General features: G+C 40.5%; 22 protein-coding genes. 17 read left to right on the plus strand and 5 right to left on the minus strand.

The window, feature by feature from the left end; genetic code table 11:
- Positions 1 to 847 precede the first annotated feature (847 nt).
- Positions 848 to 2,071 carry a dicarboxylate/amino acid:cation symporter gene (locus WMZ97_RS11400; protein ID WP_343272215.1) on the minus strand — a complete coding sequence of 408 codons (1,224 nt, stop codon included), beginning with the start codon at positions 2,069 to 2,071 and terminating at the stop codon, positions 848 to 850.
- Positions 2,072 to 2,287: 216 nt separating this feature from the next.
- On the opposite strand from WMZ97_RS11400, the gene WMZ97_RS11405 reads away from it, so the two are divergent.
- Positions 2,288 to 2,506, plus strand: a complete 219-nt coding sequence (locus WMZ97_RS11405; RefSeq protein ID WP_343272216.1) for a hypothetical protein — start codon at positions 2,288 to 2,290, stop codon at positions 2,504 to 2,506.
- Between the two features lie 58 nt (positions 2,507 to 2,564).
- The gene (locus WMZ97_RS11410; RefSeq protein WP_343272217.1) at positions 2,565 to 3,230 is read left to right on the plus strand and encodes a ribonuclease H family protein; all 666 of its coding nucleotides are present in this window, start codon (positions 2,565 to 2,567) and stop codon (positions 3,228 to 3,230) included.
- A 301-nt stretch (positions 3,231 to 3,531) separates the two neighbouring features.
- Here the strand turns inward: WMZ97_RS11410 and WMZ97_RS11415 are convergent, their stop codons facing one another.
- Positions 3,532 to 4,227 carry a FadR/GntR family transcriptional regulator gene (locus WMZ97_RS11415; protein WP_343272218.1) on the minus strand — a complete coding sequence of 232 codons (696 nt, stop codon included), beginning with the start codon at positions 4,225 to 4,227 and terminating at the stop codon, positions 3,532 to 3,534.
- A 507-nt stretch (positions 4,228 to 4,734) separates the two neighbouring features.
- Here WMZ97_RS11415 and WMZ97_RS11420 point away from each other — a divergent pair.
- From WMZ97_RS11420 to hydA, 8 genes are all read left to right on the plus strand, one after another.
- Positions 4,735 to 5,049 (plus strand): YhdT family protein, encoded by a 315-nt coding sequence (locus tag WMZ97_RS11420; protein WP_343272219.1) that lies wholly within the window; start codon positions 4,735 to 4,737, stop codon positions 5,047 to 5,049.
- Positions 5,046 to 6,512, plus strand: a complete 1,467-nt coding sequence (panF, locus tag WMZ97_RS11425) for a sodium/pantothenate symporter (RefSeq protein WP_343272220.1) — start codon at positions 5,046 to 5,048, stop codon at positions 6,510 to 6,512. Before WMZ97_RS11420 ends, panF begins: the two co-directional genes overlap by 4 nt.
- Positions 6,513 to 6,614: 102 nt before the next feature.
- A complete protein-coding gene (locus WMZ97_RS11430; RefSeq protein ID WP_343272221.1) occupies positions 6,615 to 8,117 on the plus strand; it encodes an amidase in 1,503 nt (500 codons plus the stop codon).
- A gap of 134 nt (positions 8,118 to 8,251) precedes the next feature.
- Positions 8,252 to 9,316, plus strand: a complete 1,065-nt coding sequence (locus WMZ97_RS11435) for an isocitrate/isopropylmalate dehydrogenase family protein (RefSeq protein ID WP_343272222.1) — start codon at positions 8,252 to 8,254, stop codon at positions 9,314 to 9,316.
- Positions 9,317 to 9,321: 5 nt separating this feature from the next.
- Positions 9,322 to 10,071, plus strand: coding sequence for an SDR family NAD(P)-dependent oxidoreductase (locus tag WMZ97_RS11440; protein ID WP_343272223.1), 750 nt, complete (start codon positions 9,322 to 9,324; stop codon positions 10,069 to 10,071).
- 54 nt (positions 10,072 to 10,125) lie between these two features.
- Complete coding sequence (locus WMZ97_RS11445) at positions 10,126 to 11,574, plus strand: aldehyde dehydrogenase family protein (protein WP_343272224.1); 1,449 nt, start codon at positions 10,126 to 10,128, stop codon at positions 11,572 to 11,574.
- Positions 11,575 to 11,924: 350 nt separating this feature from the next.
- Positions 11,925 to 13,187, plus strand: a complete 1,263-nt coding sequence (locus WMZ97_RS11450) for a Zn-dependent hydrolase (protein ID WP_343272225.1) — start codon at positions 11,925 to 11,927, stop codon at positions 13,185 to 13,187.
- 32 nt (positions 13,188 to 13,219) lie between these two features.
- Complete coding sequence (gene hydA / locus WMZ97_RS11455) at positions 13,220 to 14,641, plus strand: dihydropyrimidinase (protein ID WP_343272226.1); 1,422 nt, start codon at positions 13,220 to 13,222, stop codon at positions 14,639 to 14,641.
- Between the two features lie 167 nt (positions 14,642 to 14,808).
- On the opposite strand, the gene WMZ97_RS11460 is transcribed toward hydA, so the two are convergent.
- Together WMZ97_RS11460 and WMZ97_RS11465 are read right to left on the minus strand one after the other, a co-directional pair.
- Positions 14,809 to 15,735: an IS3 family transposase gene (locus WMZ97_RS11460; protein ID WP_343272317.1), complete on the minus strand. Its 927-nt coding sequence runs from the start codon at positions 15,733 to 15,735 to the stop codon at positions 14,809 to 14,811.
- Positions 15,636 to 16,199 (minus strand): helix-turn-helix domain-containing protein, encoded by a 564-nt coding sequence (locus WMZ97_RS11465; RefSeq protein WP_343272227.1) that lies wholly within the window; start codon positions 16,197 to 16,199, stop codon positions 15,636 to 15,638. Before WMZ97_RS11465 ends, WMZ97_RS11460 begins: the two co-directional genes overlap by 100 nt.
- Before the next feature lie 212 nt (positions 16,200 to 16,411).
- Between WMZ97_RS11465 and WMZ97_RS11470 the strand changes: the two genes are divergently transcribed.
- Positions 16,412 to 16,720, plus strand: a complete 309-nt coding sequence (locus WMZ97_RS11470) for a hypothetical protein (protein WP_343272228.1) — start codon at positions 16,412 to 16,414, stop codon at positions 16,718 to 16,720.
- A gap of 59 nt (positions 16,721 to 16,779) precedes the next feature.
- On the opposite strand, the gene WMZ97_RS11475 is transcribed toward WMZ97_RS11470, so the two are convergent.
- Positions 16,780 to 18,189 (minus strand): amino acid permease, encoded by a 1,410-nt coding sequence (locus WMZ97_RS11475; RefSeq protein ID WP_343272229.1) that lies wholly within the window; start codon positions 18,187 to 18,189, stop codon positions 16,780 to 16,782.
- A 262-nt stretch (positions 18,190 to 18,451) separates the two neighbouring features.
- Between WMZ97_RS11475 and WMZ97_RS11480 the strand changes: the two genes are divergently transcribed.
- The 6 genes from WMZ97_RS11480 (at position 18,452) to WMZ97_RS11505 (ending at position 25,170) form a co-directional block, all read left to right on the plus strand.
- Positions 18,452 to 18,586, plus strand: a complete 135-nt coding sequence (locus WMZ97_RS11480; protein WP_343272230.1) for a hypothetical protein — start codon at positions 18,452 to 18,454, stop codon at positions 18,584 to 18,586.
- Entirely contained in the window at positions 18,583 to 20,154 is a 1,572-nt protein-coding gene (locus WMZ97_RS11485; protein ID WP_343272231.1) for a sodium/proline symporter, read from the plus strand. The genes WMZ97_RS11480 and WMZ97_RS11485 overlap by 4 nt, the downstream gene beginning before the upstream one ends.
- Positions 20,151 to 20,636, plus strand: coding sequence for a hypothetical protein (locus WMZ97_RS11490; protein ID WP_343272232.1), 486 nt, complete (start codon positions 20,151 to 20,153; stop codon positions 20,634 to 20,636). The genes WMZ97_RS11485 and WMZ97_RS11490 overlap by 4 nt, the downstream gene beginning before the upstream one ends.
- Before the next feature lie 263 nt (positions 20,637 to 20,899).
- Positions 20,900 to 22,270 (plus strand): NAD(P)-dependent oxidoreductase, encoded by a 1,371-nt coding sequence (locus WMZ97_RS11495; protein ID WP_343272233.1) that lies wholly within the window; start codon positions 20,900 to 20,902, stop codon positions 22,268 to 22,270.
- A 22-nt stretch (positions 22,271 to 22,292) separates the two neighbouring features.
- Positions 22,293 to 23,555 (plus strand): NAD-dependent dihydropyrimidine dehydrogenase subunit PreA, encoded by a 1,263-nt coding sequence (gene preA / locus WMZ97_RS11500; protein ID WP_343272234.1) that lies wholly within the window; start codon positions 22,293 to 22,295, stop codon positions 23,553 to 23,555.
- A 145-nt stretch (positions 23,556 to 23,700) separates the two neighbouring features.
- Positions 23,701 to 25,170 carry an NCS1 family transporter gene (locus WMZ97_RS11505; RefSeq protein ID WP_343272318.1) on the plus strand — a complete coding sequence of 490 codons (1,470 nt, stop codon included), beginning with the start codon at positions 23,701 to 23,703 and terminating at the stop codon, positions 25,168 to 25,170.
- Positions 25,171 to 25,205 lie beyond the last annotated feature (35 nt).

Here is a 25,205-nt window from a genome sequence, read left to right on the forward strand (position 1 = left end):
ATGAGGTGAAAGTCTCACGTACAGTGTGAACGAGGGGAAAAGGGAGCGATAACGTCAAACCCTTACCTATTCGTATGAAAATAATAATGCCACATTAAAATGGATCGGACAAAGACCAGTAAGTAAAAAATAAGCGTGGCCACCATGATGAATTGTGAAGGGACCATGCTTATTTTTAAGTAGTTCACTAACTGTTGAAAAGTCTAACGCACTTATTCTAATTGTTATTTAAGGTATCATATCTATACCTTCTTATCTAAGTTCAGTGATAAAAAAAAGACGCCAGAAATTTAGTTATGGATAAGTGGTTTATACAACATAAATTAATAATAGACATAAAAGTGATTGGCCGGGGATATGAATTAAGCTATCGCAATATCAATCGTTTTATCGTCCATAAATAGGCTAGAAAACTATTACTATACAATGCCTCATGCAATTTCGGTATCGGCTTGTGCAAGAAAAATTGCTCAAGGAGTCATATTACTTTTAAAATTATTTTACACCAATTTTACACATTGCATATACAGAACCTTATTAAATCAATACTTTGACTGTGTTTTCGACCCCGGCCACCGGTATCCAACATTATCGAAAAAAGTAAGGACATAAATTTGTTCTTACTTTTTTACTATTTAATGATCGTCAAGGGAGATAGAATAGGAGAAATACTTTTCGAATATGCCTGGCGCCGAGGTATTACCAGAAGCCTTTGATGTCAACATGGTCACACATCCGTGTATGAGCAAGCCCCCGCAAAATGCTGTCATTATACATTTTGCGGGGGCTTGTTTAGCTATGAACGAAATTGAGTAATGGTTCTTATCATAAATGGTGGAGCTTTACGTCACTCATCCACCGCAGCCTTCGAATTCAATTTATTCTCCGAAGCCTGGACAATCACGGCTCCAGAAGCGTCACCGGTAACGTTAACTGCTGTACGGAACATATCCATGAATCGGTCGACACCTGCGATAATGGCAATTGCCTCCAGTGGTAAATTTATTGTTGTTAAAACAAGTGTTAGCATGACCAACCCGGCACCTGGTACGCCTGCTGTGCCAATGGAGCCGAGTGTGGCGATGAGAATGATGGTCAGAATTTGGACAAAGGATAAATCAATACCATAGGCTTGGGCGGTAAATAGGGCAGCGATCCCTAAATATAATGACGTTCCATCCATGTTGATGGTTGCCCCTAATGGCAAGACAAAGCTCGATATTTTTTTCGAAACGCCTAATTTATCTTCGGAGCATTTAATCGTGACTGGCAGGGTACCACTGCTACTCTGGGTACTGAAAGCAACTAGGCTGGCAGGCAGAATTCCTTTGAAGAAGCGGACTGGGCTTATCTTCCCTAGTGTCTTTACCCCGATAGAATAACAGATAAGTGCATGGACAATACAACCGACTGCAACGACGGAAACAAGCTTGATTAATGGAAGCAAAACGGACAGACCGTATTCGCCAATGATTGGTGCTAATAGGCCAAAGACCCCCAGTGGAATAAGTTTCATGATGATCCAGGTAATTTTGTACATAATTTCGGCAAAACCATCGAAAAACCGGTAAACAGGTGCGGCTTTTTCCCCAACCATGGTGATTCCAAGACCGATGAATAAGGCAAAGAAAATAATCTGTAGAATGTCGCCACTTGATAAGCTTTCCAGTGGATTGGTGGGAATAATGTTTAGTAAGACTTGAACGACACCACCTGTATCTGTTGTTTCTGGCATTTCTCCAGTGGCAGAAATATCAACACCAGCGCCAGGTCGAAATATTGTAGCGAGCAACAGTCCGATGGCTACAGCAATAAATGTCGTGACTAAATAATAGATAATCGTTTTACCACCGATCCGTCCGAGTGTTTGCATGTCACCGGTACTGGCGACACCAACAATCAATGACGATACAATCAAAGGGATAATAATAAACTGAATAAGACGTAAGAAAAGAGTGCCCAGCGGTTCCACAATATCAATGCTTGGTCCAAAGATAATCCCAGCAATGACAGCGATTACAAAAGCGATCAGGATTTGTGTTAGCAATCCGATTTTGGCAAGTTGCTTCATGAATCATTTCTCCTTTCGTATATTTTTAAGAATATTGCAGAGGCTCACCACCTTTCTGGGAAAGGCTTGACAATACAAAAGGGACATGAAGATTTAATTATATATATGTAGATACAATCAAAATAAGAACGCTTGATATTACTAAAATTTACATGCATGAAAAGAAGTTACTCGTGATATAATAGAACAAACGTTTCCTTTTAAGAGGTGTTTCTGATGAATCATTTTTTGTCCGATTCAATGGAGTCGAAACGGAAAATCATGATCTTTTATATGGATGATCAATATCATGTTACACAGCGGATTATTCGGGTGCTTCGGGTTGAGAGGGATACGGTCACCGCTTTTTGTTATTGGCGTAAACGGGTACGGACCTTTAGGCTGGACCGTATTTTGGCGGTCGGACCCATCGGTAAAAGGTCTGGGGTGTCTTGATTGGGAAAAACATAATTTTCATCGATTAAGGAATAATGATGGTAATGGAGGGTTGACGATGAATGTGCGGCTTGAAGTAACGTATCAAACGCCAAAAGGAATGACAACAAGGTTCATTTCTGATGAGTTGCAGGCCAGGAATGCGATCATGCTTGCGGAGGATTTGGAGAAGACAGGACGGACAAAAAATTTAATGTTTATTGACCGTTCGGATTATACATGGTCATTGAAGGAATTAAAAAAATATATGGAAGAAATTCAAACGGAAGCTCACAATGTGACCGTTTATTTTGATGGTGGTTTCGAACTGGAAACGAAGAAGTCAGGCCTGGGATGTGTTATTTATTATGATAAAAATGGCAGGTCGTATCGGCTGCGAAAAAATGCAGCTGCTATGGAGTTTAATTCCAATAATGAGGCCGAATATGCAGCGCTAGCACTTGGGGTACAAGAACTAACATTATTGGATGTGCATCATTTACCGGTGACATTTATTGGGGATTCAAACGTTGTGATCAACCAGATGACGGATGAATGGCCATGCTATGAACCGGAATTAGTGAAGTGGATCGATCGGATTGAATCCCAGCTAGAAATAATGGGGATAACACCTGAATATGAATTGGTTTCGCGGAAAAGAAATCGAGAAGCAGATCAATTGGCATCGCAGGCGTTGAAGGGTGTTGAGATAACGAGTACGATTGAATTGAAATCGAGTGAGTAGTAGCGGTAAACTGCCGGTGTTATTTTTTTGTTGCCTTAGATAGTTTCTCTTTATCAATTTATATTTCTGCATTTTTTCTCCTGTTTAATCTATTATTCTTTATAATATATCTAAATTGGGATGCATGTATGTGTAAAAACACAATGTGCAGTTTATCAATTTAGGTTGATGAAAAAAGACCATGGTTAGGGGACGATTTAATAACCCAGATTTCAGTTATCCTGTTCTTCTTGCCAAATAGAGAAGCGTAAACGTCCCTTATTTTTGTTACTTTTCTTTCTTTCAAAAAGTTGTGCTATGGTTATGAATCGATCATTTCCTCATTGTTTTTAATCATACGCTGCGCTACCAACTTAGAATTAAAATCAATATTGCCACGTAGTAATTCCAAGCAAAAATGATGGGTCTCTAAGGTCCGTTTAATATTACTATGATGTTTGAAATGAATCATATTTGGCTTGATAATTTCATAAATTGTTTTGCCGATTTCCATGACAAATGGATTTTCCGTTGTTTCTAGGACAGCATAATGGAATTCAAGGTCAATATCAGCAAGTTCTTCAGGACTTAGGTTGGAATTCATTCTTTCTACTTGGGAGCGGTAAGTATCTTCAATTTTGGTGATATCCTTTTTTTCTATAATAATCATATTCATTAATAGAACCTCAAAATGCTGACGAAACTCAATAAGTTGTTTCATATTATTACTGTGCATTATCAAACTGAATATTAAAGGATTTAATGTAAACTGGGAGAGGCTGTTTGTTATAAACATGCCTTCCCCTCGTTTGATTTGTATGACACCAATAGCTTCCAAAATTTTAATTGCTTCTCTGACTGGGGTCCTACTTACGCCTAATTGTTCCATTAACTCCTTTTCGGTGGGTAATTTATCGCCCGGTTTTAAGGAACCGTTTAGAAGATTATCTTTTATTATTAATACAATTTCTGAAGATATGGTACGACTTAAGTTGATCTTTTCAACGGAAAATGTCATTTACGTTCACCTCCTATGAAGCCCATTAACCATGAGCATCTTAATAATTGTATATCCAATTATTTGTCTAATCAAATCTTTCTGTTAATTTTATTTACAAATAACTTTTAATTTGTTAGGCTTTATATATAATGTACTACATCATACATAGTATGTAAATGCTTTAAATACATGTATATCTTTGGGTTCTGTACGGAGAAATACAGACTTTGAGAAAATATTAGAAAGTAAGAAGAAAAAATACGAGATTATTCCTAACAGCAGTTTGAAAACGTTACCAGTTCAGGGAATATTGGACTGTGTTTAAAACAGGAGTGATGTGGCTAGATCTTAGAAAGTATTGAACAAGTACGGAAGGGTGGTAAAATAAGAACACCGGATTTAGGAGGTGATGCTACAACTACCAAGATGTGAAACACAGTTGATGATAGTTTAAAAAGATTGAAATATGTTTGATAAATGAAAAATACCAAGACAAATTTAAATCTGTGAAAGGAGATTACGAGAATGAAAGATAACGTTAAACAAGAACAGTTGTCAGATGATCCGCGGTATAAAATTGCTAACCGTGAAGCCTTGATTGGGATTGGCATCGCTATAGCAAATTTCCTATGGTGGTTTGGTTTCGCATACGGTTTTGGTTCAAAAGATGTTGACAAGTATCATTATGTTTTTGGATTTCCTGCTTGGTTCTTTTATAGTTGCATTCTTGGGTTTATTGTCTTTACGATTCTTGTCATTATCATTGTAAAGTTTTTTTACAAGGATATTCCGCTTGATGCTGAATATGAAGATGATACCAAAGGGGGATCTCCGGAATGAATTGGGAAGTTATCATAATATTGATTTTATATCTAATTGCGATGTTTTTTATAGGGATTTTTTCGTCCAAGTTGGTGAGAAAATCCTCTGATTTCACCAATGAATATTTTCTTGGCGGCAGACAACTCGGAGGGTTTGTTCTTGCAATGACTATGTTTGCTACCTATGCAAGCGCCAGCAGCTTCCTTGGCGGACCAGGAGCAGCCTACACATTTGGATTGGCATGGGTGTTATTAAGTATGACACAATTGGTGACCGGTTATTTCACCTTATCGATTCTCGGCAAGAAATTTGCAATCATGGCAAGAAAGATAAATGCGGTTACATTAGTTGACTTTTTAAAGGAGAGATATCGTAATAAGTGGGTTGTTATTTTGTCCGCTGTTTGTATCGTAGTTTTCTTGTTTGCTCTTATGGCCGCCCAGTGGGTTGGTGGAGGACACCTGATGGAGTCGGTAATAGGTATTCCTTACGTATCTGGATTATTTATTTTTGGTATTGTCCTTGTTATTTATACAGTCATCGGAGGGTTTCGCGCCGTCGTTATAACGGACACTATCCAGGGTGTAATTATGCTAATAGGCTCCTTCATTCTAGTGATAGCTACTGTTATTGCCGGTGGAGGGATTAACAATATTATGTCGGATTTGATTTCCGAAAATCCGAATTTGGTTTCACCATTTGGGAGCGACGAATCGTTATCACCAGCATATGTTTCATCGTATTGGGTATTAGTGGGTGTGGGAGTTGTAGGGCTACCACAAATAGCTGTTAGAGCCATCTCATATAGAAGTTCCAAGTCCATGCATAGCGCGATCATGATCGGTACGTTTGCTGTTGGTTTCGTTATGTTGGTTTTGACATTAACGGGAGTATTTGCTCGGGTTATTATGCCGGAGATTAGTGTTGCCGATAATACATTACCATTACTTGCGCTAGAGTTGTTGCCTCCATGGCTTGTGGGAATTGTTTTAGCTGGCCCGTTGGCAGCTATTATGTCAACCGTAAGTTCCGTTCTGCTAGTTGCCAGTTCTTCCATTATTAAAGATATCTATTTAAATTATGTGAAGCCCGAAGCAACCAGCACAACAGTGCAACGATTAAGCTACGGTGTGACCACGATTATTGGAGTAATTGTTTTCTTTATGGCTATTAAGCCACCAAGCCTGTTAATTTGGCTCAACTTGTTTGCTATGGGGGGCTTGGAAGCCGCCTTTATCTGGCCAATTGTCATGGGATTATACTGGAAGACGGGGAACAGTGCTGGCGCATTATCTTCCATTTTAACAGGGGTGATTGCCTTTATTTGTTTTAATACTTTTATCCCAAATCCGTTCGGCCTACATCCGGTTGTTATATCGGTAATTTTATCGTTCCTTGCTTATGTTTTCGGCAGTTTACTTACGAAGGAACGGTTTGCTGCTCAACGATCGGAAATTGTTACAAAGTTTTGGAGTGCTTAACGGAAGGTTATTAAATTAGCGTTTGGATATCAGTAATTGTTTTGGAAACAGAAATGAACAGGATCTGGCAAAAACCGCGTAAATATGAAGGAGTGAAGTTTTATGAATTTGGCAATGAACTGGAATGAATGGTCCAACTATGATGCTATTGGTCTTGCGGAATTGATTCAAAAGGGTGAGATCACCCCAAAAGAGTTGGCAAACCAGGTTGCAAAAGGGGTTGAAGCCTTAAACCCTGAAATCAATGGCGTTATTGAGGTCTTTCATGATGTAGTGGATGATCCCCTGATGGATGGAATGAATCCTGACGGCATTTTTGCCGGGGTACCATTTTTTATGAAGGATCTTGGTCCTACGCTTAAAGGGCGTCTACAGGAAATGGGCTCTCTGCTTATGCAGGGAAACCGTTCCCCAGCGGATAGTTTTCTGACAGAGCAAATTCGCAAAGCTGGACTCAACGTTATTGGACGGACGACAACACCTGAGTTTGGCCTCTGCAGTTCAGCGGAGAACCCGGATGTTTATATTACCAGAAACCCTTGGGATCTTGATTATACAACCTGTGGCTCCTCCGCCGGGACTGCAGCTTCAGTCGCTGCCGGTATTGTTCCAATCTCCCATGGGAGCGATGGTGGTGGATCCATTCGAATTCCAGCAGGTGTAAACGGAAATATCGGATTGAAACCGTCTAGAGGTGTTTTTTCGGCAGCCCCTAACAGTTCGGACTTGATGAATGTCGTTTCTGCACAGGGTTGCCATACACGAACCATACGTGACACTGCTGCCTTTTTCGATCATTGCAGGGGAGGAGCTCCCGGTGAATTTATACCTTATTGGATTCCGCAAGAGCCATATTCCGAGCTGATAAAACGGGATCCAAACAGACTTCGAATCGCTGTTTCACATGAGTGGGGAGATTATAAAGCGACACCGGAAATAGTTTCTGAGTTAAAGAAAACAGCTGACTTCCTTGAGCAACTTGGTCATCATGTAGAATGGGTTGTTCCAGATCTTGATCTTCATGCTTCTTATGAAGCACAGACAGCAGCCTATATTATGAAGTTTGCACAAACAATTTCTGATATCCTCCGACAAAAAAACCTGGAAGCTCCGCCGGCAGATCTCGTTGAATCGATGTGTATCAAAGTCTGGGAAGAGGGGCGTTTTGCTTCCTATGCGGAACGTGTCAAAATGCAGACGAAATTTAATGAAATTTCCCGTAGGATGGGATCATTCTTTGAGGATTGGGATGTGATCCTTACGCCGACAATGGCCAAACCTACACCATTGGTTGGAACGATGGAGTATCTGACTACTTGCGATAATCCTTCCGTTTATGATTGGTTTGAAAATTTGTGGAGTATTTTTTCCTATACACCAATTGCTAATATTTGCGGATTACCGGGAATTTCCCTGCCAATGGCTGAACTTGGAAATGGGTTGCCCTTGGGCATGCATATGCTTGCACCTCAGGGGGAGGATGGTTTGCTCCTGCAGCTCGGTGCTCAGATAGAGCGTGAATTGGATGGAAAGTGGAATCATGGACGCAAGCCTGCCAATCATGTAACAAATATAGGATCAAGACTGGAATCTAATTCATTTTAAAGGAAACCAAAAAAGAAGAGAAACTTGGTTAAAAAATAGCCCACAAGACAGGATTGGAAAGAATCTTATTTACAACTTTACTATTAATAAATATGGTAGTTTTTTTGGACATAGTGAAAAAAGGGTGAGTTCAAATGAAATATAAGATTTCAATTTTACCAGGAGATGGAATCGGACCTGAAGTGATGAGGGAATCGATAAAAATATTAAAAGTGTTGTCTGATATGGATCCAACATTTAATTATGAAGCAACAGAATTCAATTGGAATACGGACTATTATCTGAAACACGGATTAATGATGCCCGAAACTGGTCTTGAACAATTAAAAGCATTTGACGGGATTCTATTTGGGGCGGTTGGTGATTCCCGTGTCCCGGAGCATATTCCTATATGGGATTTAATTATGCCGATCCGAAAAAGCTTTCAGCAATATATCAATTTCAGGCCGATAAAATTGCTAAAAGGATTGGAAACGCCATTAAAACAAAATAAAAAAATTGACTTTGTTATCATCCGGGAAAATGCGGAAGGAGAATATTCTGCGGCTGGCGGGAAGATGTATCAGGGAGAACCCCGGGAACTTGCTATACAAAATACGATCATGACCAGGGAGGGTATTGCAAGGGCAGCAACATTTGCGTTTCAGTATGCAAGGGACCACCATCTGCGAAAAGTAACCAATGCAACTAAATCAAATGCCATCATTCATACGATGACATTATGGGATAAGGTTATTGAAGAAGAAGCAGATAGGTTTCAGGACATTGATTATGAAAAATACTATGTGGATGCGATTGCTGCCTTGTTTGTGGAACGTCCCGAAGATTTTCAGCTGATTCTGGCTTCCAATTTGTTTGGTGACATCTTGTCTGATTTGGGATCAGCCCTCGCAGGCGGGTTGGGTCTGGCTCCATCAGCCAACATTAATCCTACCGGTGAATTCCCGTCCATGTTTGAACCGGTACATGGATCTGCTCCTGCTATTGCAGGGAAAGGGATCGCAAATCCAATTGCACAAATGTGGTCATTAGCGTTAATGCTCAAGCATTTCGGGCGATCTGACTTGTATAATAAAATTCTCTTGTCCATAGAAGATGTGCTGGAAGAAAATAAAACACTAACACCAGATATTGGAGGGAATGCAACTACAGCGCAAGTTGGGGATGCGATTGTAAGCAAACTTCAAAAAAGGATGTGAATTGTATGTCATTTGAAGATAAGACCTTCATTGTTACCGGTGCAGGCGGAGGTATGGGGAAGGAAACTGTTAAGCTTTTACTGGATCAGGGAGCAAATGTTGCTTGTTGCGATCTTCACATAAATACACTTACAGAATATGAAGAAAATGATAAATTGATAGCTTTTGAAGGGGATTTATTGGATGAAGATGCCGTGAAAAATATTTTTAAAAAAACCGCCCATCAGTTTGGGAACATTGACGGGCTGGTTAACCTAGCAGGCATTGCCCAACGTGCCACCCCAATTGAAGAAGTGAGCTTGGATGAATGGCATAAAATCATGGATATTAATATGACTATGATGTTCTTAACTTGTCGCGAAGCTTCAGCATATATGAGAAAAAAGAATGAAGGAAGTATTGTAAACGTTGGGTCTGTATCTGCTACTAGACCAAGACCGGGTTTACAATCCTATGTTGCATCAAAAGGCGCAGTAGAGGCTTTCTCTAAGGCTTTGGCGCTAGAGTTGGCACCAAATCATATTAATGTGAATGTGCTTCACCCTGGTCCGTCCGACACGACGATGCTTGGTCAATTTTCAGCAGAAGGGGCAAACGTGGATGATACTAGAAAGCAAATTTTTGAAAAGAGTGTTCCCCTTGGGAAATTGCTGAAGCCAGAAAATATTGCCCATTCCATTAAATATCTGCTTTCCGATGAAGCAAAAATGATCACGGGCGCTGTTTTACATGTTGATGGCGGTCGGAATATTTGATTATGCTCATGATGAGAGGGAGTCTGAACGAAATGAATTATATGGAGGGATTTTGTGAAACAGTTTAAAATGTATATAAATGGAAACTGGATTCATAGTAAAAATGGAGAGCATATCGATGTGAAAAATCCATCCAATGGAAAAGTCATTGCAAGCATTCCAAGAGGGACAAAGGAGGATGTGGATGAAGCGGTGAACGCAGCCAGTAGTGCTTTTCAAAGTGAGGCATGGAGAAAGCTTAAACCTTACGAACGCGGTGACCTTTTATTTGATATTGCTGCTAAAATGAAAGCGAAGCGGGATGAATTGGCAGAACTGGAATCGATGGATGTTGGTAAACCGATCTCTCAAGCGTATGCGGATGTTGATGCAGCAATTCGATATTTCCGATTTTATGGCGGAGCGGCAGATAAGGTGATGGGAGATACCATCCCAATTGAGGACGGTCTGTTGAACTACGTTGTGCGCGAACCTGTCGGTGTCACCGCACATATTGTGCCATGGAACTACCCGTTGCAGATTATTTCCCGCAGTGTTGCTGCAGCTATAGCAATGGGCAATACAGTGGTGGTAAAAAGTGCAGAGGATACGCCGATGACAGCAATGCGACTAACGACATTTTTCGATGAGCTGGATTTACCGGCAGGTGTGTTTAATCATGTTACGGGATACGGGCATGAAGCTGGTGCGGCATTATCCGGCCAACCATCCATTAATCATGTCACATTTACCGGTTCAGTGGAGACGGGTATTGCTGTCGGTCAGGCTGCAATGGCAAATGTAGTACCATCTACACTAGAGCTGGGAGGCAAATCACCGAATATTGTTTTTGCAGATTGTGATATGGAAAAAACTGTAGAAGGAGTCGTTCGTTCCATCATACAAAATTCCGGTCAGACGTGCTCTGCAGGCTCCAGACTCCTGGTGGAAGAATCGTTTAAAGAGGAATTTCTGGCAAAAGTCGCTGAGCGCTTTGAACATTTAACGCTTGGCCCCGGTTTAGACGATAAGGATCTTGGTCCAATATTAAACGAAAGACAATATAATCATGTGATGGAATTAATGGAGCTAGCAAAAAATGAGGCTTCTATTGTCACTGGTGGAAATGCTGTAAACATAGATGGTTATGCAGGTGGATTCTATGTGCAGCCGACAATTATTGATAACGTAGGGAGAGATAGCAGATTAGCGCAGGAAGAAATTTTCGGTCCTGTGTTGACTGTGTTTACGTTTAGTGATGTTGCTGAAGCATTAGATTTGGCAAATGGGACGGATTATGGTCTGGTTACAGGAATTTGGACGCAAGATATTAGTCGTGCACATTACTTGGCGACCCGAATTGATGCAGGACAAGTTTTCATCAATAATTATGGTGCCGGCGGTGGGGTGCAAATGCCATTTGGCGGCTATAAGAAGAGTGGATTTGGACGAGAAAAAGGCTGGATTGCGCTTTATAATTATACACAGATAAAAAACGTCGCAGTGAGTTATGGACAAAATTAACTGTTGTTCTCTTTAAAGGTAGTTCGTTACTATTATTTTTAGTATACTGTAAATAGGATAAAATAGACGCACCTAACACGAAAAAAGTCGAATGTAAGCGCTTTACAATGTGTAAAAGAAAAGCGTACTATCTTTTTACAATCTGCAACATGAGATTGATGGTCAATATATATATAGTTAAATTATTAAACTAAAATTTAGACGTGACCGGAAAAAATGGATAGATAAAATTCTATTATGCACATCTCTGCTATAATACTTCCATCGAATGAAATTTCACTTTATAAGACTATTATATAAGCAACAATCCAGCCAATGTTGTTATGGATATTGCGTAAGGGGGCCTGGAGTTGGGAATCAATCTAAAGCGACTGCTTAACGATTTATCAACCATTGTCAGTATTACGAAAACCCCAAATCATGGTTGTACCCGATTTTCATACAGTGCGGAGGATAGGCAAGCAAGGAATTATTTGTTTTCGGAAATGGAAGGGTTAGGTCTTTCCGTAAAAGTAGATGCCGTTGGAAATGTTCGGGCAACGTATGGAAAGGGAATCGATAAGCCTTCCATCATGATCGGCTCACATATCGATACTGTAGAGAATGGCGGGAAATTTGATGGACTACTTGGTGTTTTAACTGCCTTAGAGACGATTAGAGTAATAAGAGAGGAACAACTAACGTTAAGCCGCCCCATTGAACTGATTATTTTTGCTGAGGAAGAAGGATCTAATTTCGGTATTACGATGCTAGGCAGCAAGGTAATGACCGGGAAATATGGCTTGGCGGACCTAAAATCGATTACAAATGGAAATGGGGATTCCGCTTATGATGTCATAAAACGTTTTGATCTTGAAGTCGAGCAGGCGGAAAGGGATGCGCTTGGTGAGGATGAAGTCGATGCGATGATTGAGTTACATATTGAGCAGGGATCTGTGCTTGAGACGGGGCATAAGGCAGTTGGTATTGTCCAAGCAATCGCCGGAATGAAGACGTTTAAAATTACGCTCGAAGGCGATTCCAATCATGCAGGAACAACACCAATGAACCTGCGGCAGGATCCGCTGGCGGGAGCGGCTGCCATCATTGCTTTTATCCGGGAAACGGCAAAAACGAAAGCTCTGCCAACAACGGTTGCCACAGTTGGAAAAATAACCTGTCAGCCAAATATGCCGAATGTCATCCCTCAGCGAGTGGAATTCTTCGTGGATGTGCGGGATGTTGAGGCACGAGGAATCGATTTGGTGGTCAATGCCCTAACGGAAAAGGTAAACACCGTAGCTGCTGAAGACAAACTTCAAAGCAAGATGGAATTGATTGGTGAATCGGAGCCTATGAAACTTTCTCCTAGAATCATTCAATCTATTGAAACAGCAGCTGAGAAATATGGCTATAACTATATGAAAATGAATAGTGGCGCGGTTCATGACGCAGCCATGATGACCCGGGTTACCGATGTGGGAATGATTTTTATTCCAAGTATGGGCGGTAAAAGTCACTGCCCTGAGGAATTTTCAAGTGAATCGGATATCAAATCGGGGGGTGATTTGTTACTGCAAGTGGTTAAAGCGTTGGCTACCAAAAAAGGAGAAACACATACGACATCACGTTAAGTATTCACAATTTTTATACAAGGAGGATATACATGCGTACATTAATTAAAAATGGAACAATTGTAACCGCTATTGATGAATTTGTTGGCGATGTATTAGTTGAGGGAGAAAAAATAGTTGCTGTCGGGGCCCAGTTAGACGCGACTGCCGATGAGGTCGTTGATGCCAAAGGGAAATATGTCCTTCCGGGTGGGGTTGATCAGCATGTTCACTATTCGTTTGAATTCAAAGGAGAACGGGTTCGGGGATTCGAAACCTCCAATGCTGCTGTAGCTGGTGGAACGACAACTGTTGTAGAATTTGTCAACCAGGAACAAGGCAAAGGTATGGCAGATACGATTTTTGAAATGGACAAAAATGAAGTAGCTCCCCAAGCCATGGCGGATTATTCATACCATGCGGTCGTATGTGATCCTGTGGATAAAACATTTGAGGAAATTGCCGATTTGCCTAGCAGGGGTATTTCCACGGTTAAATTGTTTATGGCCTATAAAGGAATGCCATTTCACAGTGATGATGAGGCCCTTTACAAAGCATTAAAAGCAGCAAAAGAAGCTGGTGTAACGGTTATGGTCCACTGTGAAAATGCCGATGTGATTGATCTACTGCAAAAGAAATTGGTCGCTGAAGGAAAGACCGATCCATATTATCATGCTGTATCACGACCAGCGCGGGTAGAATTGGAAGCAACCCAACGCGTGATTAATTTAGCGGCAATGGTAGGGGCTCCTGTTTATATTGTGCATGTCACAGCTAAAAATGTGATGGAAGCAATCCGTTCTGCCAAAAATGACGGACTTCCGGTTTATGGGGAAACGTGTGTTCAGTATCTGATGCTTGATGAAGATGATTTGGCTAAACCGAATTTCGAGGGTGCTAAATATGTGATGTCGCCAGCATTACGAACTAAGGACGATCAGGAAGCTTTATGGGAAGCAGTTGATAATGGTTGGCTAAACGCAATTAGCACGGATCATTGCGGATTTGATTGGAAGAATCAGAAGCATATGGGCGTTGATGATTTTACCAATATTCCAAATGGTGCGCCAGGTGTTGAAAATCGATTAGGGATTCTCTGGACATACGGTGTAAATACCGGTAAGATCTCCAGACAGCGGTTTGTTGATTTATTTGCCACGACACCTGCTAAAAACATGGGATTGGATCATTGCAAAGGACATATTGGCGTTGGCATGGATGCAGACATCGTTTTATATGACCCCAATGAATCATCTATTATTTCCAATGAAAATAGTCTTCATGGGGTTGATTACAGCTCATATGAGGGCTACAAGCAGGAAGGGAAAGTGGATAAAGTGTTTCTTCGCGGTAAGCTCATGGTTGATGATGGGGAATTTGTTGGTAAAAAAGGTGATGGCAAGTTTATTCCGGGAAAACCGTTTGCGCTTTGTTTTGATGATACAAAAGCAGAGGAAGAATTGAAGAGCGTGTGAACTTGAAGTTGTTGTAAGCGCGATTCTCATTATATGTACTTAGCAAAAATACCGTTAGTGTTAATAACACTAACGGTATAGTGCGATCACTTTTTCCATGGGATTGCACACAATCAGCAAAAAATAATCACCCCGAATGATGTGACCCCTAAAAGTTAGAGTTTATATTAAGCAACTAATTGGCTGGTGTGGATACGGTATTGAACCGGACTCATGCCGGCCAATTTTTGCTTGATACGTTTTTTATTATAGTAATCTATATAGCTATCAATCTTACCCTTTAATTCTATAAACGAACATAATGCCTCTCCATGATACATCTCTTGTTTTAGTAAACCAAAAAAGTTCTCCATTGGTGAATTATCTAAGCAGTTTCCCTTTCTAGACATACTTTGAAAAACCTTATTTTTGTTAAGTGTTTTGACCCATTTTCTATGTTGGTAATGCCATCCTTGATCAGAATGAATAGTTGTTCTGTATTTTGTGTCTTTTACGATTTCAAGAGCTTCTTCGAGCGGTTTAAGTACAAAATCTAAGGTTGGATGCATACTTATTCCATACGAAAGAATTTCTCCGTTAAACATATCCATGATTGGGTTTAAATATAATTTTTCTCCATTGGCACATTTAAATTCTGTGATATCTGTTGTTAATTTTTGATGGGGCACATTAGTGTAAAATCGGCGATTAATAAGATTCTTCGCAACTTTTCCCACAGTACCTTTATAAGAACTATACTTGCGAGTTTTTCTCCAGAACTTACTCCCTTTAAGTCCTAATTTTTGCATGATACGTTGAACCTTCTTATGATTCACTTTATATCCACGGTTTTTCAATTCTAGATGAATTCGACGATAGCCATAATTTCCGTTATGTTCATCGAAAATAGATAGAATAAGCTCCTCTAGCACTTGATTAGGGTTTTCTTCCTTCAACATCTTTATATGATAATGGTAGGAGGATTCAGGGATACCGACTATATGTAAAACATCTTTTAGTTTGAACCTTTCCCTGAGTTCGAATGATAACGCTGCTTGTGCTTTTCTAGATAGCCTTCCGGATCCATCTGAAAAGCTCGCAACTTTTTTAGGTATTCTACCTCCAAACGAAGAAGCTCGTTTTCACGTTCTAATTTTTGTTCGTTCGTCATTTCTTTTTCTTCTGCGTGTTTGCTTTTACTGTTCTTAGCTTTATCAGACATAGGTGGTCGTCCTTTCGGTTTACCAAGGGCTCCAGCACCACCTTCAATAAAGGACTTTTTCCATTTAGTTATCATCGAAGGATTAGTTAGGCCAAATTGAAGGGCTGTATCTATTACTGAAGAACCTGTTCTCTTCATAAATCTTAATACATCCAGCTTAAATTGAACAGTATATGATCGGTTCTTTTTCTTCCTCGTTAATCCATCGGCACCAAATTCCTCATAATTTTTTACCCAGTTTATAATCTGTTTATGCGACTTCACCCCATGTTTCTGAGCTAACAGCTTATATCCAAGTTTTCCTTCATGATATTCTTTTACTATCATCAGTTTAAACTTCTCACTATATTTAGCCATAAATAAACACCCCAAAAGTTAGATTTTCACTCTAACTTTTGGGGTGCAGTACAGAATTTTTGATTTTGAGGTGATTATTTTTTGATAAAAGAATTCATTTTCGGGATAAAGCTGCTTTCGTCGATTTTTCTATAAATCCAAGGTTTACTTTTGAGATAAAAAGGGAAAAAGACGCTGGGATGACCTATATAAAGAAACTTTAGGGGAAATATATGAACAAGTATGAAGACTACATTCGCCAACGGAGGAATAATGCTTATCACGGCGAATTTTTCTTTGCCCAATTTGCCTTACCATCCGGAAAACTAACCCAAAGACCAGTTTTTATTATAAGCAATGATAATGACTATGAAGACGTTATAATATGTCTATGCACAAAGCATCTCCCTAGAGAAGGAACCGAATTTGATTATCCAATAGAAATTAGAGGTAAAAAAGGCTCTTGTGCTTTACTTAAAAAAGCTAAATTAAAAAGTCGATTCCCTGTTAAGGAATCGACTTTTGAAGTTGGAATCGTTTAGCGTATAAAATGCCAGACATTGCTGGGTACATATTCCATTTCCCAACTTGATATTTCTATTTATCTTGATTGTGGATCAGTGGAAAAGTTGTTTTTTGGTGCATTTTTGGCTACGCGTTCTTTGGCCCTGTAAAAAGCAAAATAAGATACAACAACTCCAATGGCAATAATGGATGTTAAAATGGCCTGCATTCTTAGTGATTCAATGACAAACATTGCAATGTAAATTCCGGCAAGACAGAAAATCGTTGCATATGTTAAATAGGGAAAGAACCACATTTTTATATCAAGTCTCTCCGGAGTTTTCCGTTCCAGTTTTCGCCTCATTCGTAAATGAGAAAAAGCAATGACTATATACACGAGAAGCGCCACCGCTCCAGATGAATTAACAAGAAACAAAAATACTTTATCAGGTGAAATATAGTTTAATATAACGGCAATGTAAGCAAATAATGTACTAAATAAAATTGCCCTGGCTGGGACACCTTTTGAATTTAATTTCATAAATGCTTTTGGTGCATCACCCTTCTTGGCCATTCCATACAATGTTCTTGAGTTTGCGTAAAGAGCTGAATTCAAACAAGATAGTACAGCAGTTAGTACAACAAAGTTCATGATTTGCGCAGCCGCTGGTATACCAATATAGTCCAAGACCGCAACAAATGGACTTACAAGGATGTCAGCCGAATTCCATGGTAACAGGGTAACGATAATGGCAACAGATCCGATGAAAAAAATCAAAATCCGCCAGATAACACTGTTCGTTGCAATTTTAACTGATTTCACTGGATTCTCGGATTCACCGGCCGCTATCGCAACGATTTCGGTACCCATAAAGGAAAAAATAACAGTGGTGATACCAACTAAGACCGAGGCCATTCCGTTTGGTATAAACCCGCCGTTGCCAATTAAGTTGACCGTGCCAGCAGATTTGATTCCAGGATACCATCCGAAAATAACACAAAATCCTAAAACGAGAAAAGCACCAATACTGACTACTTTGATGAGTGAAAACCAATATTCAAATTCACCGAACGATTTGACCGAAAACAAATTAGTACCTGTTAATAAAAGTGTCAAAATAAGTGTCATAAGCCAAAGTGGAAAATCAGGAATCCAATATTGGATAATTGCAGCACCGGCTGTTGCCTCTATAGCAATGACGACAACCCAGAAGAACCAGTATAACCACCCAATGGTAAATCCAGCCCATGGCCCAATGGCTTCACGTGCATAGGTAGAAAATGAGCCGCTTGTTGGATAGGCCGCTGACATCTCGCCCAGCATCCTCATCAGCAAGACAACAAGTAAACCAGCAAATGAATAAGATATAACCGCAGCGGGGCCTGTCGTATGAATAACCGCACCACTACCAATAAACAATCCTGCTCCAATGACACCTGCTATCGAAATCATGCCAATGTGACGTGTCGTTAAGTTTGATTTCATATTGGTATTTTGGTCTGTCATCTATACTCCTCCTAGTAATTTTTTTGAGATCAACGCTAGAACTATTATCCGCTTTCTGTAAGCGGTATCAAAGATTGTGAAATTAGTATAATAAAGGTAGATATTTCATTCATTAGACAATATGTAAAATCATTATTAGTGTTTTTTTACCTGTTGCATTTATTTCCTGTTAAAAGGCCACTCCCATGTACAAGTTGTAATAATACCCTTCTAGCCAACATACATGTAAACCAAGCCACTATATAAAAAGGAGGTGCGACGGATGTTCAATTTTCCTACAGATACATTTTGGTATATCGTTCCATGGCCGTTTATTTGGCTGGCACTTGGTATTATTATGTATTTCATCAAAAATAGAGATGATAAATTTGAAGAAAGGGAGATGAACAAAAAGTGAGTTCTGATGTCGTCATATTCGTTATATATTTATTGGCTCTCTTGTGTATCGGGTTGTATTTTTCCAAGAAAGCCTCTAAATCACCAGATAGTTATTTACTGGGCGATCGTAAAATTGGCCCCGCTGTTACCGCATTAACGATGCAAAGTACCTCAATGAGCGGGTTTATGTTTTTAGGCGGTCCAGCGTTGGCCTTTCAACACGGCTGGTATGCCATCATGTATGCGATTGGTGATGCGGGCGGTGGTATTATCAATCTATCGGTTTTAGGGAAACGAATGAGAAGAATGTCGGAACTCTTAGGTGCATTGTCTCCAATTGAATACTTGGAAAAACGTTTTGAAAGTGCGGCGGTACGGGTTGTAGGTTCGATCATTGCGACGGTTTTTCTATTTGCCTACGTATTTGCGCAATTTCTCGCTGCTGGTAAGGCATTAGAGTCTTTAACGGGTTGGAAATATGAGTGGGCGGTTATTATTGGTGTTGGCATCATCATCATTTATACGGTTGCTGGTGGTTATTTAGCCGTGGTATGGACGGACTTTTTCCAGGCACTGGTTATGCTTTTGGGGGTTGCTTGTCTGTTGGTTGTCGGGCTTATACATGTCGGCGGAATCTCTGGCTTAAACCAATCCCTTGGAGAATTTGATGCCTCCTACTTAAGTATTTGGGGGAAAGACTATGTCTATTATGGGCAATGGGGTGTTATTTTAGGATCTAGTTTAATCTACATGATCGGGTATATGGGACTGCCGCATGTTGTGGTCAGACATATGTCAATGAAAAGTACCGCAACCGTCAAGACTGCAACACTGTGGACAACAATATATAATCAACTATTTGCGTACTCGCCATATCTATTAGGTTTTATGGGAATCGTTCTTTTACCAAATTTAAGTGATCCGGAAATGGTTATTCCAACACTTGCATATACTTTCTTTCCCGGAATCTTTGCAGCGTTATTACTATCCGCTGTGATGGCAGCAATCATGTCAACATCTGATTCCATTTTAATGCAGGCGGGGACCATTTTGTCGCGTGATGTTTATCAACGATTTATCGATAAAAAAGCCAGTCATAACAGGATGATTCTTGTATCCAGACTAAGTGTGCTGTTAGCCGGTGTTATTGGTATTATTGTTGCCGTTGTGCAGCCGCCAAAGGTGTTTGACCTAGTTGTATTCGCATTCGGTACATTGGGTAATAGTTTCATGGTTCCTTATATCACGGCTGTCTATTGGAAAAAGGCAAATCGTGTTGGCGTTTTAAGCTCGATGATTAGTGGCGGGATGGCAAACATATTATGGACGTCATTGGATTGGCAGGATGTTACTGGGATTCATCCGTTCCTTGCTGGTTTACTTATTTCCATTATCGCAATGATCATTGGTAACCTGTTTGGTACACCGCCATCAGAACCGATCCAAGAGGTATTTGAGCAGGCAAAAGGGCCACGATCACTCCCGAAAAATATAGATAAACATGCGAATCGCGATATTGGTCCAGAGGCAAAGATTATTTCTACTTTTATTCGAAACAAACAACAAGTAAAAGGGGAATCATTGTGATTATTGATGCAGAAAAGCCAGGGTTTAGCCGGGAGGAAATTAAAAAACGACTGGAAAGATTAGATACTGGGAGAACTTATCAGGTGCAAAGACTGGTATTCTATCCCTATTTTATTTTTGAATATATCATCGATAGACAGAACTTTTTCCACCCCTTAAAAGGACACGTTGGTTGTACTGTCGATGGTGTTAATAAAGTTGGGGCCCTAGCGGATACATTTCCACAATTTACGAAACAAGAGATATCTGACCGGGATATCATTAACCCATATCTAGCTTTTGAAGAAGCCGAAGAAATTGCAGAGGATTATTTATATCATTCCATTTCTACTAAAAAGAAGGTGCTTACCGTTCCGAAAATAGCAGCAACAAAACAAAAGCTATTTTATCGGCCATATTGGGTTGTGGAAGGTAGCATAGGCCTTACTGATCCTTTTTTAATAACGATAGATGCTGTAAGTGGAAAGTTTCATCCGCTATGACAATGTGGCTTAGTCATTTTCTATTACAGAATGACTAATGATGGGGGTAAACTTGTTACACAATGTAAATATATAATTAATTAGGAAATTTTATAATAATAAATATACACATTGAAAACGCTTACTTATTATATACCTGTACAAGGAAAATCTATTCTATTTTAGGAGGTGATTTTTAATTCCACCAGATTAAATAGTGTGCGTAAATACGCAAGGTCTGTGAAAAAAGTCGTGTGACCGTAATCCTGAAAGGAGGCTTTTCTTTGGAAAATTTACTGCAAAATTTGCTTCCAACGGATGAGTTGGCAAAGAATTTTGATGAGTCGAAGCCCAGTTATAATGCACAAGAAGCATTAGACGAAGCCAATCGCTGTCTTTATTGTTATGATGCACCATGTATCAAAGCTTGTCCAACTGGGATTAATATTCCTGGTTTTATTAAAAAGATTGCATCCGGAAATTTAAAAGGATCAGCCAAAACCATCATGGAAGAAAACCCGATCGGAGCAAGTTGTGCGCGGGTTTGCCCAACCGAGGAATTATGTGAAGGTGCTTGTGTCCTGAATGATTCGACGAAACCAATTATGATTGGGGACTTACAGCGTTATGCAACCAATTGGGCGATAAAAAATGAACAAGTATTATTTAAGGCAGGAGAAAAAAATGGAAAGCGAATTGCGATTGTTGGTAGTGGCCCGGCAGGTTTATCGGCAGCTCGTGAACTGGGACGACTTGGTTATGAGGTAACCATTTTTGAAGCTAAAGGTGAGGCTGGTGGATTGGATACTCATGGTATTGTACCATTTCGATTGCCAAAGGATATTTCTTTATGGGAAGTCGAACAGGTGGAGAGCTTGGGTGTCGAGATTCGTACAAATATGGAAGTTGGTAAAGATATTGCTGCGGATCATCTTATACAGGACTATGATGCTGTCATACTAACGGTAGGCATGGCTGAGGTGCCGATGCTAGGCATGGAGGGGGAAGATTTGGCCGGGGTTTATGATGCGATAGATTTAGTGGAAGAAACAAAGAACGGAAATTACCCCGATGAATTTGTTGGCAAGCGTGTTGCTGTCATTGGAGCAGGAAATACGGCGATCGATGGTGCGACGACCTCCGTAAGACTTGGTGCCGACAATGTTAAGATTCTTTATCGGCGGACAGAAGCGGAAATGTCAGCCTATGACTTTGAATATGAATTTGCTAAACAGGATGGCGTTGAATTTAGATGGCTGACTGCACCAAAGCGTCTGATCAGTGATGATGATGGTCATGTCAAACAAATGGAATGTGTGCGTATGGAATTACAAGAAGCGGAATTAGATGGACGCAGACGGCCAGTAGAAATTGAAGGGTCTGAATTTTTAATGGATGTTGATATTGTGGTAAAGGCCATTGGTCAAACACGGCATCGTCCGCTCATTGATGAATTCGGTCTAGCACATGATGGCGGTGTGGTGAAGGTGGATTCTGAAACCTTTCTTACGTCAAATCCGAAAGTCTATGCTGCCGGTGATGTGGTTTTTGCAAAAGGTATTGGTGAAGCCATGGCTGTATCGGCTGCCCAGCAGGGAAAAGAAACAGCATATGCGATACATCAACAATTAAAAGCGACTGAAAATCAAGTATAACCTAGATGATTGGAGGATGAATATGGCTGATATTAGTATTAATTTTGCAGGAATTAAATCCCCAAATCCTTATTGGCTTGCATCTGCTCCGCCAACGAATACAGGGTATCAGGTCCAACGTGCGTTTGAAGCTGGATGGGGCGGGGCTGTATGGAAGACACTCTGTGAGCCGACATTGAATGTGACCGCTCGTTTTGGTGGCTATCACTTTAATGGTCAACGGGTAGCCGGCTTTAACAATATTGAATTAGTTTCGGATCGGCCAATTGAGGAAAACTTAAAAGAAATCTATGAAACAAAGAAACTTTTCCCTGATCGGGTCATTATTGCATCTTTGATGGTCGAACCCAAGCGGGAAAATTGGCATGAAATTGTGAAACGGGTGCAGGATGTCGGGGTCGATGGGTTTGAATTAAACCTTGGCTGTCCACATGGTATGTCTGAACGGGGTATGGGTTCGGCGTGCGGTCAGCATCCGGATTTGGTTGAAAAGATAACCATGTATGCCAAGGAAGTTGCCGAAGTACCGGTGATTACGAAATTAACGCCGAACATTACAGATATCACTTCAACGGCAAGAGCTGCGCAGCGTGGCGGTGCGGATGCAGTAAGTATGATTAATACCATCAATAGTTTAATCGGCGTCGATATTGACACGTGGAACCCAACGCCTAATGTGAATGGCAAGGGGGCACATGGCGGATACTGTGGTCCAGCGGTTAAACCGATCGCCTTAAATATGGTTGGCGAATGTGCACGGCAGCCGGACTTCCATATTCCAATTTCAGGAATAGGTGGTATTTCTACCTGGCAGGATACGGTCGAGTTTATGCTGATGGGTGCTGGTGGTGTGCAGATTTGTACTGCAGCCATGCATCATGGGTTTAGTATTATCGATGATTTGAATGAAGGCTTAAGCAATTATTTGGATGAAAAAGGAATTTCCTCTTTAAGTGACATTATCGGTAAATCCGTTCATAAATTTACCGATTGGAGCGATCTGGATTTAAATCATCGCATGGTAGCCCGGATTAATAATGATGTTTGTATTAATTGCAACAAGTGTCACATCGCCTGCGAAGATACTTCTCATCAGTGTATCGATATGCTGGTTGATGAAAACGGAAATGATTACTTAAAGGTCAGGGAAGATGATTGTGTTGGCTGTAATCTATGCTCCATTGTTTGCCCGGTTGAAGGGGCAATCGACATGGTGGACCTGGAGCCAACTGCGCCGCCAATGTCCTGGAATGATCGAGAGGCATTTTTGCATACGGTTAAATAGGGTGATAAACAGAGAGTATAATAAGATTTCTTATGTTAAGGGGAAGATTTGCCGATGATAAGAACGATGAACGAAGGGATGATTGTTGCTGCTGTATTTAGAAAATGGGCAACATAGGATGCCCACTTAAAAAAGGGGATAGATGATGGAAAAGACCAATAAAAATAACGCGTACCTAAAGTCACCGGATTTACTTCCAATTGGTCACGGTCAGCGAAAGATAGGAGTTATGGGATTTTTTGCAATGTGGGTTGGGATGGCAATTCTTTTAGCAACCTTTGATATTGGTGCTTCTGGAGTACAGAGTATTCCTTTACCTTGGGTAGTGCTAGCAACTATAGTGGGATGTCTTGCAATTGGTCTAATTGTTTCGATTGTTGGGGATATTGGGGTTGAGCATGGTTTGTCTTTTCCGGTTTATATGAGGGCTCCGTTTGGCATCGTTGGTACGCATATTCCCTCTGTAGCACGAGCGGTCACAGCATCATTCTGGTTTGGGCTAAACACGTATTTCGGTTCGACTGCAATCAACTCCATCATTCATACGATTAATTCAGGATTTGATAACTGGTTGTTATGTTATATCATATTTGCGCTTGTCCAGCTGATTAATACTGCATCTGGTATTAAATGGGTAGAGCGCTTTGCTGATTTTGCAGCCCCAATCATTATTATTCTATCCTTAATCATCTATCAAACGTTAACAGCAGATATCATTGACAAAGGAGGCAGTGTTTGGGCATGGGCGGAAAGTCCGGTTACAGGAGGCGCTGCAATTACTGCGTTTATGATCGTCATTTTTGCCAATATGGGATTCTGGGCAACATTAGGGTGTGATATCCCGACTATATCCCGGTTTTTTAAAGCACCTAAACATGAACGAAATTGGTTTAAACGAAATCGGACGAATTTGATTGGCAGTCTGATTGCCATGCCACTAACGGAAACATTTATGATTATGATTGGTGCGGCAGCCTTTATGGTAGCAGGCAGTTCCAACCCGGTTATTGCCCTGCAAGAGACAGCTTCAGGCTGGATGCTGGCAATGCTGCTTCTGATGATTGTCCTGACACAATGGTCGACGAATACAGCTGCAAATATTATCCCTGCTGCTGCTATTTTTTCCAATGTGCTAGGGCCTAAGGTATCCAATGCGATTGCGGTATTTGTGGTTGGTATTGTAGGAACGATTATCCAGCCATGGAGTGTTTATGAAATTTTGACGCAGGCGCTGTTATTCTTTGGAGCCGTGTTGTCGGCGATAAGCGGGATTCTTGTTGTCGATTACTATTTACTCCGAAAACGGAGGGTAAATGTACAAGAGCTATATCAACACGCAGGACAATTCAAGTATCATGGTGGTGTCAATATTGTTGGTTTCATTGCCTGGGTAATCGGTGGTGCTGTCGCCATTGTTTTTATGGATTATTCATTTATCGTTGGCTTTGTTATCGCAGGGGCCATCTACTATGTATTAGCGAAGTATTGGTATTTTAATAAATTTCCACAAGCTGAGATTGAAGATCCAAGTGATGAAAAATATTTAGGAATCACTGTTGGACGTGATTGGATTATTGATGAGGAGCAAACAGAAACAGAAGAAGTTGTTGGGTAATGGAAAAATCTCATTTCATCATGAGGGGGACTTGT

Source organism: Lentibacillus songyuanensis, from assembly GCF_039548255.1.
GTDB classification, from domain to species: domain Bacteria; phylum Bacillota; class Bacilli; order Bacillales; family Amphibacillaceae; genus Lentibacillus_C; species Lentibacillus_C songyuanensis.